Genomic DNA, 15,074 nt, shown 5'->3' with positions numbered 1-15,074 from the left:
TTCTCGCTAATCGTTCTTCAATAACCTTGCGCAGCCCCTCTGATCAGAACGCCACCGATCATAGCAAGAGCGATCCAGTCCGTGAGATATCGTTCGAAAAGGTCACGTCAGTGCTTCGGAGGTTTGATCCGTCAGTTTGCCTGAAGTCAGCGCAGCAAGGGCCACCATCACGGTCGCGGTCCCGAGGACCAGTGGCAATCCTCCGATCTGGTAGGTCAGGCCGGACAGAACCGTGCCGATCAGCCGGCCTGTTGCATTTGCCATGTAATAAAATCCGACATCCATTGTCACACGTTCGGACAGGGTGAAAGCCAGGATCAGATAGGAATGCAGCGATGAATTCACCGCAAAGATTGCTCCGAAGATCAGCAGCCCAGCTACAAGCGTTGTGGTTAGCCAGGTTTCAGGCCCATGTGACAGCGAAACGGCCAATGTTAGAGTCGCAGGAACGCAGAAAAGGGCACTCGCCCAACTGCGCGCCGCGCGGATCAAATCGCCTTCGGTTCGATCCGCCGCACGAAGGATCTTTGGCGCGTAGGCCTGCACTGCGCCATAGAGGATGACCCACACCGCCATGAATGTTCCGATCATGAAGAACGCGGAACGGTTGCCGTCCTCGGTGCCATCCGACAGGACGGCGTAGAAATAGATCGGGATGCCGACCACGAACCAGACATCGCGCGCACCGAACAGAAAGACCCGCGCCGCGGACAGCCAGTTCACATTGGCGGATTTTGACAATACTTCCGAGAATTTCGCCCCTTTTCGCCCCTTCGGCAGGCCCGCTGGCATGAACAGGATAACTGCGAACAGGATCAGTGCCAGAACCGCCGCCATGACCAGGATTGCCGCCATGAATCCCAACGTGGCCAGCATGGCCGCGCCCAACAGGAAACCCAGCCCTTTGACGGCATTTTTTGATCCGGTCAGCGCAGCGACCCACCGAAATAACCCGCCGCCCTCGGCCGGGGCCAGTAATTTGACTGATGATTTCGACGACATCTTGGCCAGATCCTTGGCCACTCCGCTTGCCCCCTGTACCATCATCACAAAGCTGACCGAGGCGGTAACGGTCCAGTGCGGATCAAGCTGCGTCATGGCAAGCAACGCCACCACCTGCAGCCCCAATCCTGCATACAGGGTGGACGTTAGCCCGAACCGGGCGGCAATCCAGCCTGCGGTCAGGTTGGTGACGATCCCAGCAATCTCGTAAAGTACAAACAGATAGGCCAGCTGAACCGGTGAGAACCCCATGGTGTGAAAGTGCAGCAGCACCAACATCCTGAGCGCCCCGTCAGTCAGCATGAAGGCCCAATAAGCCGCCGTGACCGCGACATAAGCCGACAATCCATCGGGCCGCTGGGTCACAGCGAGGACCCGACCATCAGCGCTACATCCACCAAGCGGTGCGCATAGCCCATCTCATTGTCGTACCACGCATAGATTTTCACCTGCGTCCCGTTTATCACCATGGTTGAGGGCGCATCGACAATCGAGGAGCGTTTGTCATTGGTGTAATCGGTAGATACCAGAGGGCGGGTTTCATAACCCAGAATACCTTTCAGATCGCCCTCAGCCGCCGCTTTAAAGAGGGCGTTGACCTCGGCAACCGTGGTGGCCCGCTCAACTTCGAATACGCAATCGGTCAGCGAGGCGTTCAAAAGCGGCACCCTGACGGCGTGACCGTTCAGACGCCCTTTGAGTTCCGGATAGATCAGCGTGATGGCGGTGGCCGAACCGGTGGTCGTCGGGATCAGTGAGTTGAGGGCCGACCGCGCGCGCCGCAAGTCCTTTGCGGGCCGATCAACGATTGTTTGCGTGTTGGTCACGTCATGGATCGTAGTCATCGACCCGTGGCGGATACCCAGATTCTCGTGGATCACCTTGACCACCGGCGCCAGGCAATTCGTTGTGCAAGAGGCCGCTGTCACAATTTTATGGGTCGCGGGGTCATATGTGCTTTCATTCACTCCGACAACGATATTTGCCGTCGGGCCGTCTTTGACCGGGGCAGAGACGACGACTTTCTTTACCCCGGCATCAAAATACGGGGCCAGCTTGGCCTCGGTTTTGAACACGCCCGTACAGTCGATCACGACATCAACGCCATCCAGCGGCAGGGTGTTCAGGTCTTTCGTGCCGATGAACGGCAGGCGGGTTCCATTCACAGTGATGCTGTCGGCATCAAAGCTGAATTCTGCATCCCAACGCCCGTGTACCGTGTCGAACTCCAACAGATGCGCGTGCATCTGGGGGTCGCCGACGGCATCGTTGATCCAGGCAATCTTTGCGCCCCGTTCCAACAAGGGCTTCAGGGCCAGTTTCCCCATTCGGCCAAGGCCGTTCACAGCGTAAGTCGTCATGGCGCATCCTCAAGTGGCGACCGCGCGATTTCATCAACGGCGGATTGCAGTGCGATCCGGTCCAGGCTTTCAACCGGCAGCGATGTAAAGGCTTGAATCCGACGCTTCAGCGCGCCGTACGCGTTTTGAAAGGCCAGGCTTTTCTCGGCATCGGTGCCTTCTGCCTTGACCTGATCCGCCATGCCCCAGTGACCACTGATCGGCTGGCCTTCCCAGGCGGGGCATTCTTCGTTCGCAGCCTGATTGCAGACCGTAAAGACGAAATCCATTTCAGGTGCGCCCGGTCGCGAGAACTCGGATACGTTCTTGGAGCGGAGCGCCGACGTATCATGCCCCTTGTCTTGCAGAACCCGAATTGCAAACGGGTTGAGTTCGGAAAACGGTCGTATGCCGGCCGAATACACATTGAACCGATCCCCGCCGATATCCCGCAAAAGGGATTCGGCAAAGATCGACCGGGCAGAATTACCCACGCAAATGAACAACACATTGAACTTTCGGTCAGCCATGGTTTCGCGCCCTTTGGCCAAGGGCATGCAAAGATCGGGTCGGCCACGGCAGCAATCCACGAGCAGGAAATCGAACATGTGCTGCACGTTCTTCATCTCAATCGAATAGAGCAGTGACGTCCCGGATCGTTCCTGCTTGACCAGCCCGGATCGCTGCAACGCGTTGAGATAGTTCGACAAGGTGCTGGACTTGATCCCCAGTTCCGACGCCAGTTCCCCCGCTGGAACAGTGTCAGGATACCGTCGCATCAACATGCGAAATACGGTGATACGTTGTGGGTGGCCAAGGATGGCTAGCTGGTCGGTTATCTCTTCTACCATATTTCATGAAATATAGAATAATAAGTTTAGAGTCAAAACTACTCATGCGTCGTTACAAAAATTTCACAAACTGAAAGCTCGCCCCATTGGATTGATCATTGGCCCAATACGTCAACGACAACCTCTGGTGAAAAGGGGGGAAAGGCCCGAACGGACATAACTGGTCTTGCAGGCTTTAGGCTGACAGTTTAAATGGGCCATCTCATCCGGTAGAGGCCAGTTCCGGATGACTCAAGGTGCCGCTGTAGCTCAGCTGGTAGAGCACGTCATTCGTAATGATGGGGTCGGGGGTTCGAGTCCCTTCAGCGGCACCAGTTTTCCGAAGATTAAAACACCATGTACATATTGATACTCGGACCAGTTCCAGGAAACGCACCTTGGTCTGAAGTGCAGCCTCAAAGCAGGTTACCGCAAACGGAAATTTTGCGCTCAATAACAGGCATTGAAGACTTTGATGGGCGGTTCACGTGTTACACTTCTCGAAAGCTTGTTGATGGTATCCGCTGAGTGATAATCATCAATGTGAGATTGCGCAGCTGCGAATTATGAACCACCTGCTTGGTATCCACGCATTGGAGTAAACCCTCCGACTTCCAGTCGTACCTGCTTCAGCGCGGAGAATCGTGTTATGACCTCACCCTCTGGAAAATGAGCCGTAGCCGGTTCGAAGGCTCATTTTCCAGAGGGTAAAGTCATGTAGTATGACACTGGCAAGCACTGTGTTTTCTATCACCGCTACCATATCGTCTGGTCGACCAAGTATCGCTACTAGGTGCTGACCGGTGCGGTGCGCTTGCGGGTGCGCGCCATCATCCGTTGGGTCTGCCACGAGAACGAGGTCGACATCTTGCGCGGGGTGTTGTCGAGCAATCCCGTGCATTTGTTCGTGTCGGTGCCGCCGAAGATTGCCATCTCGGGTCCGGTACGCAAGATGAAGGGCCGTTCGTCTCACAAGGTGCAACGTGAACTTCCCGCGCTGCGCAGCCGCTACTGGGGTCGCCGGTTCTGGGGCAGGAGGTATTTCTCAACCACCAACGGTGCCATCACCGAAGACATCGTGCTGCAATACCTCGAAAACCATATCGCCGATCCTACCGACGCCAGTCGGTGGTCGTTCAGTCCTGACATCATATGAATTGAGGGTAAGTGTTTGGTATTATGCCTTAGCTCAGACAATCACTTTGATCGCTTCCTGTGCGCCCACGCCAAACACCCGTTTGTATCGCTCGATCTGATCCGCAGGGCCCATTGCCTTTTCCGGATTGTCCGACAGCTTTACCGTCGGGCGTCCGTTTGCGGATACGGCTTTGCAGACCAGTGAGAACGGTGCCAGCGCGTCATGAGGGACCAGTCCGCGGAAATCGTTGGTCAGCAAGGTACCCCAGCCGAAAGATACTTTGGTGCGGTCCGCAAACTGTGCATGCAATTCCTGAATACTGCCTACGTCCAACCCGTCCGAGAAAATGATCCGTTTTTGGGTCGGGTCCTCTCCGCGCGCTTTCCACCAGTCGATGGCCACCTCGGCGGCGGTAGCCGGGTCGCCGCTGTCGATGCGAATACCGGTCCAGCCCGCCAACCAGTCGGGCGCGTTGTCCAGAAAGCCCTTGGTGCCGTAGGTATCGGGCAGAATGATGCGCAGATTGCCGTCATGTTCGTCATGCCAATCGCTGAGAACGTCATAAGGGGCCTGCGCCAGTTCGGCATCGGTGTCAGCCAGCGCGGAATAGACCATCGGCAGCTCATGCGCGTTGGTGCCGATGGCCTCAACTTCACGCCGCATCGCGATCAGACAGTTTGATGTTCCGGTAAACGCGGGGCCAAGCCCTTCGATCATTGCCTGCACGCACCAGTCCTGCCACAGGAAGGAATGCCGTCGTCGTGTGCCGAAATCGGCAATCCCCAGACCGTTGATCGTGCTCAGCTTTTCGATCTTTTCCCATACGCGGGTCATCGCGCGGGCATATAGCACCTGTAGCGCAAACCGGCGCATGTCGTTCAACACCGCACGCGATCGCAGTTCCATCAGCACCGCCAGCGCCGGAATTTCCCACAACATGACCTCGTGCCATTTGCCTTCAAAGGTCAGTTCATACTGATCGCCTTTGCGTTCAAGGTGGTAGGGCGGCAGGCGCATATTTTCGAACCATTCCATGAAATCGGAACGGAACATCTGGCGTTTTCCATAGAACATGTTGCCCCGCAGCCAGGTGCTTTCCCCCCGGCTGAGACTAAGCGAGCGAATATGATCCAGCTGTTCCCGCAGCTCGCCTTCATCGATCAAACGGGCCAAAGGCACGTGATTCGACCGGTTGATCAGGGAAAACACCACATTTGTTTGGGGCTTGTTTCGAAACACTGACTGGCACATCAGCAGTTTGTAGAAGTCTGTGTCGATTAAAGACCGGACAATCGGGTCAATCTTCCATTTGTGATTGTAGACACGGGTCGCGATGTCGACCATGGGGAACTCCTGCGATTTCCGTAGTTAGATCAATCGACAACGGGAATGGCAAGAGTCGCTGATTTGGTGACAATGCCAGCATGACGTCACAATACGGGCATATTGTGCATTGTTTTCGCCGGTTAGTGAGAGAAGGGGATGGAAAGACGAAACTGAGTTTGTGAATGGGTCTCGAGTACGATTTTGATATTGTTAATGTAGCACTGAACGAAATTGACCCGGAAAAGCTGGGGTCAGACTCTGATGTGGAACGCCAGGTGTGTGCGGTGTTTCGCGACATCAGAACGGCAGATGCGCTACGGGGAACATCGCCGAAAATCCGCAAGATTTTCCTGGATGCCGGGTTCAGCCTCGAGTCGCGGAACAGCGGCATCGTGCCCGGTGTGTTTCCGGCCGAAGATCAGGTGGACCGGGTCAGGATTCTGCGTTCTTTGTTTGAGAACATAAAATCGCGCGGCGTTCAGGGGGAGTATTGCGGCGAGTTCAACCTGTGGGACTTTCTGCATTACATACGGATGGCGCAGCCCATGGCCGGGATCGTGCGTACGCGTCAGGTGCGCAAACCGCCGCCACCGCCACAGCAGCCCGTTTCGGCACGTCGGCGTTCTATTTCGGGGCGTATCGGGCTGGCGTTCGGGCTGGCCGTTATTCTGTTTGTGACGATCAAGCTGCTGGCCGCTGCCGGGGCGACACCTTAGGCCAGCGTAACACCGGCATCGCGCATGGCCTGTTTTGCGGCAGCCAGCGATCCGTCCATGTCAATCGCGCGGCAGGCATCCATACGGACTGTGACATCAAAGCCCAGCTTCGCAGCGTCAATCGCGGAAAAGCAGACACAAAAATCCGTTGCAAGTCCGACCAGCGTCAATTGGGTTATTCCACGCGTCTCCAGGTAGCCTTTCAAACCTGTCGGCGTTTTCCGGTCATTCTCGAAAAAGGCGGAATAGCTGTCGATGCCCGGTCGAAAGCCTTTTCGTATGACCAGATCGGCATGAGTGCGTAGATCAGGGTGAAAATCTGCGCCTTCGGTTCCCTGAACACAATGATCCGGCCACAAGACCTGCGGCCCGTAATGCAACTCGGTCGTATCAAAGGGGTCTTTGTCATCATGGAAGCTCGCGAACGAAGAATGCCCCGCCGGATGCCAGTCCTGCGTCAGGATCACGGCGTCAAACTCCTCCATCATGGCGTTGATCGGCGCGACGATTTCATCTCCTCCGGCCACTGCCAAGGCACCGCCGGGGCAAAAGTCGTTCTGGACATCAATGACAAGCAGGGCATGGGTCATGGCGGCCTCCGTATAACTGCCTTATCGGTAGGGGGCTGGGCGCGGGGCGTCAATGCAATCCCTTGCGACTCCGGGTTTGCGAGGGTAGATCGCGCATATGTACACGATCGCTGCCCTCTATCACTTTACCCGATTCCCGGACCCTGTCGCGCTGCGCGAACCGTTGCTTGATCTGTGCCGCGCGCAGTCCGTCACGGGAACGCTGTTGCTGGCGCAAGAAGGCATCAATGGCACCATCGCAGGCCCACGCGCCGGGATCGATGCGGTTCTTGCGCATATCCGGGCTCTGCCCGGTTGCTCGGATCTGGAGTGGAAAGAGGCGTCCTCGGACCATCCGCCTTTCGGCAAGATGAAAGTGCGGCTGAAGAAAGAGATTGTGACCATGGGTCAGCCGGATGTCGATCCGCGCGCCCGTGTCGGCAACTATGTCGATCCGCAGGACTGGAACGATCTGATCCGTTCGGACGATGTCGTGGTGATCGACACCCGCAATGACTACGAAGTGGCGATCGGCACGTTTGAAGGCGCAATAGACCCTGAAACAGCCAGTTTCCGCGAATTTCCGGCCTGGTGGGAGGCGAACAAGGACCGCTTTCACAACAAGCGCGTTGCCATGTTCTGCACCGGCGGTATCCGGTGCGAGAAGTCCACCAATTACCTGCTGGGGCAGGGGGTCGAGGATGTCTATCACCTCAAAGGCGGTATCCTGCGCTATCTTGAAGAGATGCCATCCGAAGACAGCTCGTGGCAGGGTGACTGCTTTGTGTTCGACAACCGCGTCTCGGTTGGCCACGGCCTTGTTGAAGGGCCGCACAAGCTGTGCCATGGCTGCCGTCGCCCGATCCTGCCCGAGGATATGAAACGCCCCGAATATGAACATGGCGTGTCCTGTCACCAATGCATCGACGAGACCTCCGAGGCTGACAAGATGCGCTTTCGTGAACGGCAAAAGCAAATAGTGCTTGCGCGCAAGCGGGGCGAGCCGCATTTGCGGCAGGACTGAAAGCGGGTTGCAGGCTCTTGCTTTAGGCCGGATGATCACCCTCAGACTAGGCTGAGAGGGCGTTCATGCACCGCAAACCCACAACTCTGGAAGAATGGAAATCGACCCTGATTGCTGCATTGGGGCTGGTTCTGACAAGTTTTCTTGCCTGGTTCGGGCTGTCGCGTCTTAACGAAACCGCTGCGGGTGACATGATCGGAACAATCGCGTCGGTTGGCCTGCTGATCTGGCTGGTGTCGCAATCCTGGTATTACATGACCCAGGTGACATCACCGCGGCGGCTTTTGTTCCTGATGGGCGTGTCATTTATCCAGGTCGTCCCATTCCTGTTCGCCGCCGTCTACGGAGCTTTTGGGTACAACGATAATTGTGTGGTCGGGGCGCAGGGTCCGGGGGATGTCCTGTATTTCTCATATGTCACCTTCACCACGGTCGGGTATGGCGACATGTCCCCGACCGGCCTGTGCCGCGGGCTTGCCGTGTCCGAGGCTGTGACCGGTTACATTCTGCTGGGAATGTTTGTTGCGGCTGCGGTTGCGCTATATACCCGCAATCATGCGCCAGAAGACCCTAAATAAGGGTTATCTGTTGTGGTCAATCCAGCGGGACATCATTTTCTTGTCTCGAAAACACTCGGACGGGATCGGGCGACGCTTGCTGCGTGAAATCCGTTCAGCGAACGCCACCTGCTTGCCCGTCGGGTAACTGTCGAATTGCGAGGTGCCACATGATTTGTGGGCCGAAATCCAGTCGGACAACAATCGCCTGTCACGTTGAACTTCGACCGGGATCTCAAGCGCTGATTTCTCGGCAATGGCGCGCGCATATCGCATCTGCCGGTCTGTTACCGGAAGCAGGTGGTAGTCATTGTTTGGCCCGTTCAGGGCCGTGTGGCGCATGTGCTGGGTCATCGGTTTGTCCTCTGACTATGTGGAACATATATAGAACATTAACCAAGGAGTTTCAAGATTTGTGCGCGGTGGCAGGCGTGACCTTGCCGCTTGGATGATTTTATTGACTGGCCAGTCAATAACCATTAGGGCCGATTCAAAATGACCAAATGCCCCGCCCGGACGGGGTCGAGCGAAAAGGACACGGTATGAAGTTTCAGCCCAAGGCCAGCCATTTCATCGACGGCACCTATGTCGAGGATACCGATGGCGCGGCCATTGACGTGATCTACCCCGCTACCGGCGAGGTGATTGCCCGTCTGCATTCGGCAACACCGGCGATTGTAGAAAAGGCTCTGAACAGCGCGAAAACCGCTCAGGCAGCTTGGGCCGCACTGACCGGAACAGAACGCGGCCGCATTCTGCGCCGCGCGGCCGACATTATGCGCGACCGCAACTACGACCTGTCGGTTCTGGAAACCCATGACACCGGCAAACCGATTCAGGAAACCACGGTGGCAGATGCCACATCGGGTGCGGATGCGCTGGAATATTTCGGCGGGTTGGCCGCCTCTCTGACCGGCGAGCATATTCCGCTGGGCGGTGGCGATTTCGTCTACACCATCCGTCAGGCGCTGGGTGTTTGCGTCGGCATCGGGGCGTGGAACTATCCCACGCAGATTGCCTGCTGGAAAGGTGCCCCGGCGCTGGCCTGCGGCAACACAATGGTCTTCAAGCCTTCGGAAACCACGCCCCTTTCGGCATTGAAAGTGGCCGAAATTCTGGTCGAAGCCGGCGCACCCAAGGGTGTCTACAACGTGATTCAAGGCTATGGCGACGTGGGGGCCGCACTGGTCACCGATCCGCGTGTAGCCAAGGTCTCGCTGACCGGATCGGTGCCGACAGGCCGCAAGGTCTATGCCGCGGCAGCTGACGGCATGAAGCACGTCACCATGGAGCTGGGCGGCAAATCTCCGATGATCGTCTTTGACGATGCCGACATCGAAAACGCGGTTTCCGGCGCGATCCTTGGCAATTTCTATTCATCGGGTCAGGTCTGCTCCAACGGTACCCGTGTCTTTGTGCAAAAAGGGATCAAAGATGCCTTCCTGAAACGCCTGTCCGAACGTCTGGCCAACGCCAAAATCGGCGATCCGATGGACGAGGACGTCAGCTTTGGTCCGATGGTCAGCGAAAACCAGTTGAACATCGCGCTGAGCTATGTCGACAAAGCCAGGGCCGAGGGCGCAAGGCTGGTGTTCGGCGGCAACCGGATCGAAGGCGACGGTTTCTACATGCAACCAACCGTTTTTGCGGATGTGAACGATGACATGACCATCGCGCGCGAGGAAATCTTTGGCCCCGTCATGTCGGTGCTGGATTTCGACACGGAATCCGAGGTCATGGCCCGTGCCAATGACACCGAATTTGGTCTGGCTGCAGGCGTCTTCACCAATGACCTGACCCGCGCGCACCGTGTTGTGGCCGGGTTCGAGGCGGGGACCTGTTATATCAACACCTATAACCTTGCCCCGGTCGAAGCCCCGTTCGGGGGATCGAAAATGTCGGGTGTCGGACGCGAGAATTCGAAGATTGCGATCAACCATTTTTCGGAAATGAAAACAGTCTACGTGTCCATGAATGGCGTCGAAGCCCCTTACTAGGGTCTCTTCTTCATACGTTTTCCTCTGATCCCGACATTTGGCGTCGGGAACAGAGTACAAGCCCGCCCTTACCTGTGGCTGACTTTCCTGTACCGGCCCCGCCCGACAGGAGAGCTCTCATGACGCATAACCCGCAGACAGATACATTTTCCAGGGTTGCCGATTTCACGCTGACCCGCGCGGCCTCGGACATGCCCGAAAGCGCACTAGAGGCCGCGGCGCTGATGATGCTCGACACGATGGGGATCCTGATCGCATCCGGCCCGATGCAGGCAGGTGTGATCGCTCGGGACACGGCAGCGTTGCTTTATGCCAGCTCCGATCCTGCTTATGGCGCACGGATGCTGTTCGATGGTCGTACCGTCAGCATGGCAGGTGCTGCCTATGCCGCCGCTACGCAAACCGACAATCTGGATGGTCACGACGGATATAACCCCACCAAGGGCCATATCGGGGTGGTCGTGTTGCCAGCGCTGTCCGCACTGGCCGAACATTGCCCGAACCTGACCGGACCCGAGGCTTTGGCAGCGGTCGTCACCGGGTACGAGGTGGCCGGGCGCGCGGGCCTGTCACTGCACGCCAGTGTCAGCGACTACCACACATCCGGTGCCTGGAACGCGCTGGGCGTGGTCGCGATGGCGGCGCGCCTGCGCGGATTGTCTGCCGACCAAATGCGGCAGGCGATGGGGATCGCCGAATATCACGGGCCACGCAGCCAGATGATGCGCGAGATTGCCAACCCGACAATGCTGCATGACGGGTCGGGCTGGGGCGCGATGGTGGGGCTTTCCGCCGCTGTTCTGGCCGAACGCGGCTTTACCGGCGCGCCCGCCATCACCATCGAGGCGGAAGAGGTCAAACCCTACTGGGATGATCTGGGCACCTTCTGGCAGGTCGAACATCAATATGTAAAACCCTATCCGATCTGTCGCTGGGCCCATGCCGCGATTGATGGCGTGCGCGCTGTCATGATCGCGCATGACCTGACCAGCGCGCAGATCGAAACAGTGCATATCAACAGCTTTCATCAGGCGGCCTGTCTTTTTGCGGGGCTGCCCGAAACAACTTCGCAAGCGCAGTATTCCCTGCCATTTGCCGTGGCCGTTCAGGCCGTTTACGGGCGCATCGGCGTTGAACATATCTCAGGGTCTGGCCTGTCTGATCCCGCGGTCGCCAATCTGATGTCCCGCATCACGGTCGCGGAAAGCGAACACCACAGCGTCCGGTTTCCTGAAGGGCGCTGGGCAGATGTCACGATCACAACAACGGATGGCCGTGTTCTGAAATCCGGGGATATTCATGCCCGCGGCGGCCCCGAGGCCCCCATGACACGGGACGACGTCATCGCCAAATACATGCAGTTTGCAGCCCCTGTGCTTGGGGAAGTACGTGCCGACCGCATCCGTCGTGTAATACTTGGCTGGCCGGACAAAAGCGTGCGCTGTGCAGACCTGACACCGCTGATTTTTGATCCGCCAGAACCGTGAACAGCGCCCCGTCCTGCCTGCATCGATCCGGGCAATTGGTCCGGTCGGTTGGGAAACCTCACTCCACCCTGACCGTGTTCAGCATTTCGACGATCCTCTGCCGCGTTGCCTGACTGTCCTCCAGTAGGCTTCCCGCATCAGCCAGCGGCTTGCCTGACACGCGAACCGGCGGGGCCAAAAGGGCCTCCGCAGTTTGGTTGAGGCTTGCGTATTTTCCGTCAGATGGCCCCGATCTTTTCCCCGGCAACCCGGCCAGCCATAGGTATCGGTTCGCCTCGTCCTGTTGCCCGCGGCTCTGCATGAGTTCGGCCACTGCGGCGTAGTCCTGCACCTTGTCCAACGCCTGCGCCCGCAGGACGAGCGCCTCATCCGAGGTATCATTGGCCAGCTCAAGCATGGCCTGTTGCGGGCGGTCCGACAACAACGCCGCACGGGCGCGCAAACGGGCGCGCTCTGATCGCCGGGCCTGATCTTCAGGCCTGTTTGTCAGCGCAACGGCCTGATCGGCAAAGCCAAGCACGGCCAAGCGTTCGGCCAGTGCAATCGCGGTATCCGTGGACAGCGCCGCCATGCGATCCGACTGCTGCACCAGCGTAACCTGACGCAAAAAGGTAAGGTCGTCTGATCGCTCTGCCAGCAATTGCAGGTGACGGTTGAAAGCGCTGTTGCTGTCCGGGCCGTCTGGCAAAGACTGGATCACATCGAATGCGCTGTCGAAATCCTGACTCAGACCCAGGGCAATCGCATGGGCGCGGTTCATCATCGGGCCCAGTTCGGATCGCCGGAATTCGATCGCGTAAGACGCGGCCAGTTCAAGTTCCCTTGAAGACACGGTCTTGCGGTCTGACCACCGATTTTCCACCATCCGGGCCAAAGCCAAAGGCGCTTCGGTCTTTGTCCCGGCCGAGGTCGCGACCTCGGTCAGCAGGGCCTCTTCAAGGGCGCCGTTGCCTTCGGCTTCGGCGACGCCAGCCCGGGCCAGCGTGGCGTTCGGGGACGGGTTCTGTTCAACCCGGTCGACCGAACGCATTATCCTGCGCGCGGCCTCAAGCTCTTGCGCGTTTGTCAGGATATCCGAAAGCCGCGCGCCAAGATGGCGGCGAAGATGCTCTGGCAGCTTTGCAAAGCTGTGTTCGATGGCTTCAAGATGTGCGTCGGATGCCAGCTGACCTTCGGACAGCACGGCCCAAAGTGCCACGTCGCCGTTACACCGTTGCTGGCCCCTGAATGGATTTGGCACCTGTGCTGGCCGCTCATCCACCAGCCGTGCAATCCCTTCAACATGTCCAGCCTCTTCCGATGGGGTGTTCAATAACTGCAAAACCTTTTGCGCCTCGGCCCCAAAGCCGTGATAGGCATAGAGCTTTGCCAGGCTCAGCGCGCTTTCCGCGTCAAGACGGTCGAACTCTTTGTATAGGGCGGTGCGCAAGGCGGACACCTGCTCTGGAAACGGGCGCGTCCCGGACCATGTCGTGAACCCCAGTTCAGCCGTTGAGATACAAACCGGGTTGTTGTCGATCTGCTGCAAACCAGAGTTCAGAATGTCCTGCAGATCATCCAGAACCGAGGTCACGCGGATGTTCGATGTCAATCCGGGTAACAGCGTCACGGCCTCGGACGAGGCAGAACGGCGCGGTCCGACAGGAGCCAGATTCAGGTCAAGCAGCTCACGATCCGCCCCTTGCACCAGACGGGTCGACAATTGATCCCTGATCCCTTGCGTCTTCCCGGTCAGAAGCGGCAGGTCCAGCTGGGAAGGAAGCTTTTGTTCCGGGGGCTGAGGTTTCAGAGCATCCCGATTTATTCGGGTCGGCGGAGGGATATCTGCAAGTAGGGGCGGCAGGGCTGTTGCTGGTGCAATGTCCAGAACGATCATCGAGTTTCGAAACAGGAACGCCGACGCCGTGCAATCGCATCCGAATTCCAGCTCAAGCGCGCCACCGGGTTGCGCCTGCGACAGCGCGGCCAGCCGATCTGATGTCAACCGCGCAAACACCGAACCCGTCCGAAATGTGACACCCTTCAGGTCAATTGCCAGCTTGGCACTGTTCTTACGCTGGCTCAGAACCCAGCCCGTATCCGGTGGAACGTTGAAAACCAGCCGGGTGTAGCCGTCATGTTCACCGGACCGCACAATCACCTCTTCAGAGGTTGCTGCCGTTGCAAGAGTGATCAACGCTGCTAACAGTATCCCGATTTGCCTCATGCCGCGGCCCGTTTAAGCTCTTTCAACGCATCCTCAAGCTCGGAGAAACCGGGGCGGTTATGCGTTGGTGTGTTCTGGCGTCCCACCTCAATGCACATTGCGGCATTGTGGTTGTGCAGGTTTGCAACCAGAACTTCCTTGATCAGCTGATAGAAGTGGTTGTCTTCCTCGACCACGGATTTCAGCTTGGCCGCAAAGGGACCGACCAGTCCGTAGGCCAGAAAGACGCCCAGAAACGTACCCACAAGGGCGCCGCCGATCAGTTTTCCCAGAACTTCCGGTGGCTGATCAATGGACCCCATTGTCTTGATTACCCCCAGAACGGCGGCGACAATTCCAAGCGCGGGCAGGCCGTCGGCCACGGTTTGCAAGGCGTGGCTCGAATGCAGGGCATGGTGGAAATTCGCTTCCATCCGTTTCTCAAGAACCTCTTCGACCTGATGCGGATCGTCGTAATTCATCGCCGCGGACCGCATCGTGTCGCAAATTAGATCAACCGCTTCCTTGTCGGCCTGAATTCTGGGGTAGGACGAAAACAGGTCCGAGCTGCCGGGGTCTTCTATGTGCTGTTCCACCTCTACCGGATTGGCGCGGGCAATGCGGATGAGGGAAAACAGCAGGCACAACAGGTCGCGGTAATCCTCGGGCTTCCATTTCGGGCCTTTAAAGACCTTCCCCATGTCCTTGATCGTGTGTTTCACGCCGCCGATGTCGTTGCTGATCAAAAAGGCACCAACAGCGGCACCACCGATCATCATCATTTCAAACGGAAGCGACTTTAGAATGATGGTCATCTTGCCGCCAGCGGCCAGATAGCCGCCGAAGACCATCACGAAAATGACGACAATTCCAACAATTCCAATCATCTGAGATCTCCGGCTA

General features: G+C 57.7%; 13 protein-coding genes, 1 tRNA gene and 1 pseudogene. 7 read left to right on the top strand and 8 right to left on the bottom strand.

Translation table 11 applies throughout. From position 1 onward, the window contains the following. Positions 1-102 precede the first annotated feature (102 nt). Genes arsJ through ACR3FC_RS08570 form a run of 3 tightly spaced genes read right to left on the bottom strand, consistent with a single transcriptional unit; the run spans position 103 to position 3,193 of the window. Entirely contained in the window at positions 103-1,368 is a 1,266-nt protein-coding gene (arsJ, locus tag ACR3FC_RS08580) for an organoarsenical effux MFS transporter ArsJ (protein WP_480474318.1), read from the bottom strand. Then, complete coding sequence (locus tag ACR3FC_RS08575) at positions 1,365-2,363, bottom strand: ArsJ-associated glyceraldehyde-3-phosphate dehydrogenase (protein ID WP_480474317.1); 999 nt, start codon at positions 2,361-2,363, stop codon at positions 1,365-1,367. The genes arsJ and ACR3FC_RS08575 overlap by 4 nt, the downstream gene beginning before the upstream one ends. Then, a complete protein-coding gene (locus tag ACR3FC_RS08570; RefSeq protein ID WP_480474316.1) occupies positions 2,360-3,193 on the bottom strand; it encodes an arsenate reductase/protein-tyrosine-phosphatase family protein in 834 nt (277 codons plus the stop codon). The genes ACR3FC_RS08575 and ACR3FC_RS08570 overlap by 4 nt, the downstream gene beginning before the upstream one ends. Positions 3,194-3,431: 238 nt before the next feature. Between ACR3FC_RS08570 and ACR3FC_RS08565 the strand changes: the two genes are divergently transcribed. Both ACR3FC_RS08565 and tnpA read left to right on the top strand, forming a co-directional pair. Continuing rightward, a tRNA-Thr gene (locus ACR3FC_RS08565) sits at positions 3,432-3,507 on the top strand. Positions 3,508-3,935: 428 nt separating this feature from the next. Next, positions 3,936-4,328, top strand: a pseudogene (tnpA, locus tag ACR3FC_RS08560) (IS200/IS605 family transposase). A 33-nt stretch (positions 4,329-4,361) separates the two neighbouring features. Here tnpA and pncB read toward each other — a convergent pair. Further along, positions 4,362-5,654 carry a nicotinate phosphoribosyltransferase gene (gene pncB / locus ACR3FC_RS08555; RefSeq protein ID WP_480474315.1) on the bottom strand — a complete coding sequence of 431 codons (1,293 nt, stop codon included), beginning with the start codon at positions 5,652-5,654 and terminating at the stop codon, positions 4,362-4,364. 164 nt (positions 5,655-5,818) lie between these two features. Here pncB and ACR3FC_RS08550 point away from each other — a divergent pair, with 164 nt between their 5' ends. Further along, positions 5,819-6,352, top strand: coding sequence for a hypothetical protein (locus tag ACR3FC_RS08550; RefSeq protein ID WP_480474314.1), 534 nt, complete (start codon positions 5,819-5,821; stop codon positions 6,350-6,352). Here the strand turns inward: ACR3FC_RS08550 and pncA are convergent. Beyond that, positions 6,349-6,942 carry a bifunctional nicotinamidase/pyrazinamidase gene (gene pncA / locus ACR3FC_RS08545; RefSeq protein ID WP_480474313.1) on the bottom strand — a complete coding sequence of 198 codons (594 nt, stop codon included), beginning with the start codon at positions 6,940-6,942 and terminating at the stop codon, positions 6,349-6,351. The two genes, ACR3FC_RS08550 and pncA, sit on opposite strands and share 4 nt — an antisense overlap. Positions 6,943-7,039: 97 nt before the next feature. Here pncA and trhO point away from each other — a divergent pair, with 97 nt between their 5' ends. Continuing rightward, positions 7,040-7,945, top strand: a complete 906-nt coding sequence (trhO, locus tag ACR3FC_RS08540; RefSeq protein WP_480474312.1) for an oxygen-dependent tRNA uridine(34) hydroxylase TrhO — start codon at positions 7,040-7,042, stop codon at positions 7,943-7,945. A 65-nt stretch (positions 7,946-8,010) separates the two neighbouring features. Continuing rightward, positions 8,011-8,523: a potassium channel family protein gene (locus ACR3FC_RS08535; protein WP_209505145.1), complete on the top strand. Its 513-nt coding sequence runs from the start codon at positions 8,011-8,013 to the stop codon at positions 8,521-8,523. Positions 8,524-8,526: 3 nt separating this feature from the next. Here the strand turns inward: ACR3FC_RS08535 and ACR3FC_RS08530 are convergent, their stop codons facing one another. After that, positions 8,527-8,856, bottom strand: a complete 330-nt coding sequence (locus ACR3FC_RS08530) for a hypothetical protein (protein ID WP_480474311.1) — start codon at positions 8,854-8,856, stop codon at positions 8,527-8,529. A gap of 188 nt (positions 8,857-9,044) precedes the next feature. On the opposite strand from ACR3FC_RS08530, the gene betB reads away from it, so the two are divergent. Both betB and ACR3FC_RS08520 read left to right on the top strand, forming a co-directional pair. Next, positions 9,045-10,499: a betaine-aldehyde dehydrogenase gene (gene betB / locus ACR3FC_RS08525; RefSeq protein WP_480474310.1), complete on the top strand. Its 1,455-nt coding sequence runs from the start codon at positions 9,045-9,047 to the stop codon at positions 10,497-10,499. A gap of 119 nt (positions 10,500-10,618) precedes the next feature. Further along, the gene (locus ACR3FC_RS08520) at positions 10,619-11,986 is read left to right on the top strand and encodes an MmgE/PrpD family protein (RefSeq protein ID WP_480474309.1); all 1,368 of its coding nucleotides are present in this window, start codon (positions 10,619-10,621) and stop codon (positions 11,984-11,986) included. Between the two features lie 58 nt (positions 11,987-12,044). Here ACR3FC_RS08520 and ACR3FC_RS08515 read toward each other — a convergent pair whose 3' ends face one another. Further along, the gene (locus ACR3FC_RS08515) at positions 12,045-14,192 is read right to left on the bottom strand and encodes a hypothetical protein (RefSeq protein ID WP_480474308.1); all 2,148 of its coding nucleotides are present in this window, start codon (positions 14,190-14,192) and stop codon (positions 12,045-12,047) included. After that, on the bottom strand, positions 14,189-15,058 hold the full coding sequence (gene motA / locus ACR3FC_RS08510) for a flagellar motor stator protein MotA (RefSeq protein ID WP_209505140.1): 870 nt from the start codon (positions 15,056-15,058) through the stop codon (positions 14,189-14,191). The genes ACR3FC_RS08515 and motA overlap by 4 nt, the downstream gene beginning before the upstream one ends. Positions 15,059-15,074 lie beyond the last annotated feature (16 nt).

The organism is Ruegeria sp. AF3 (genome assembly GCF_056536285.1).
The sequence above is the reverse complement of the archived record's forward strand: the minus strand, read 5'-3'. Positions and strand labels throughout refer to the sequence as shown.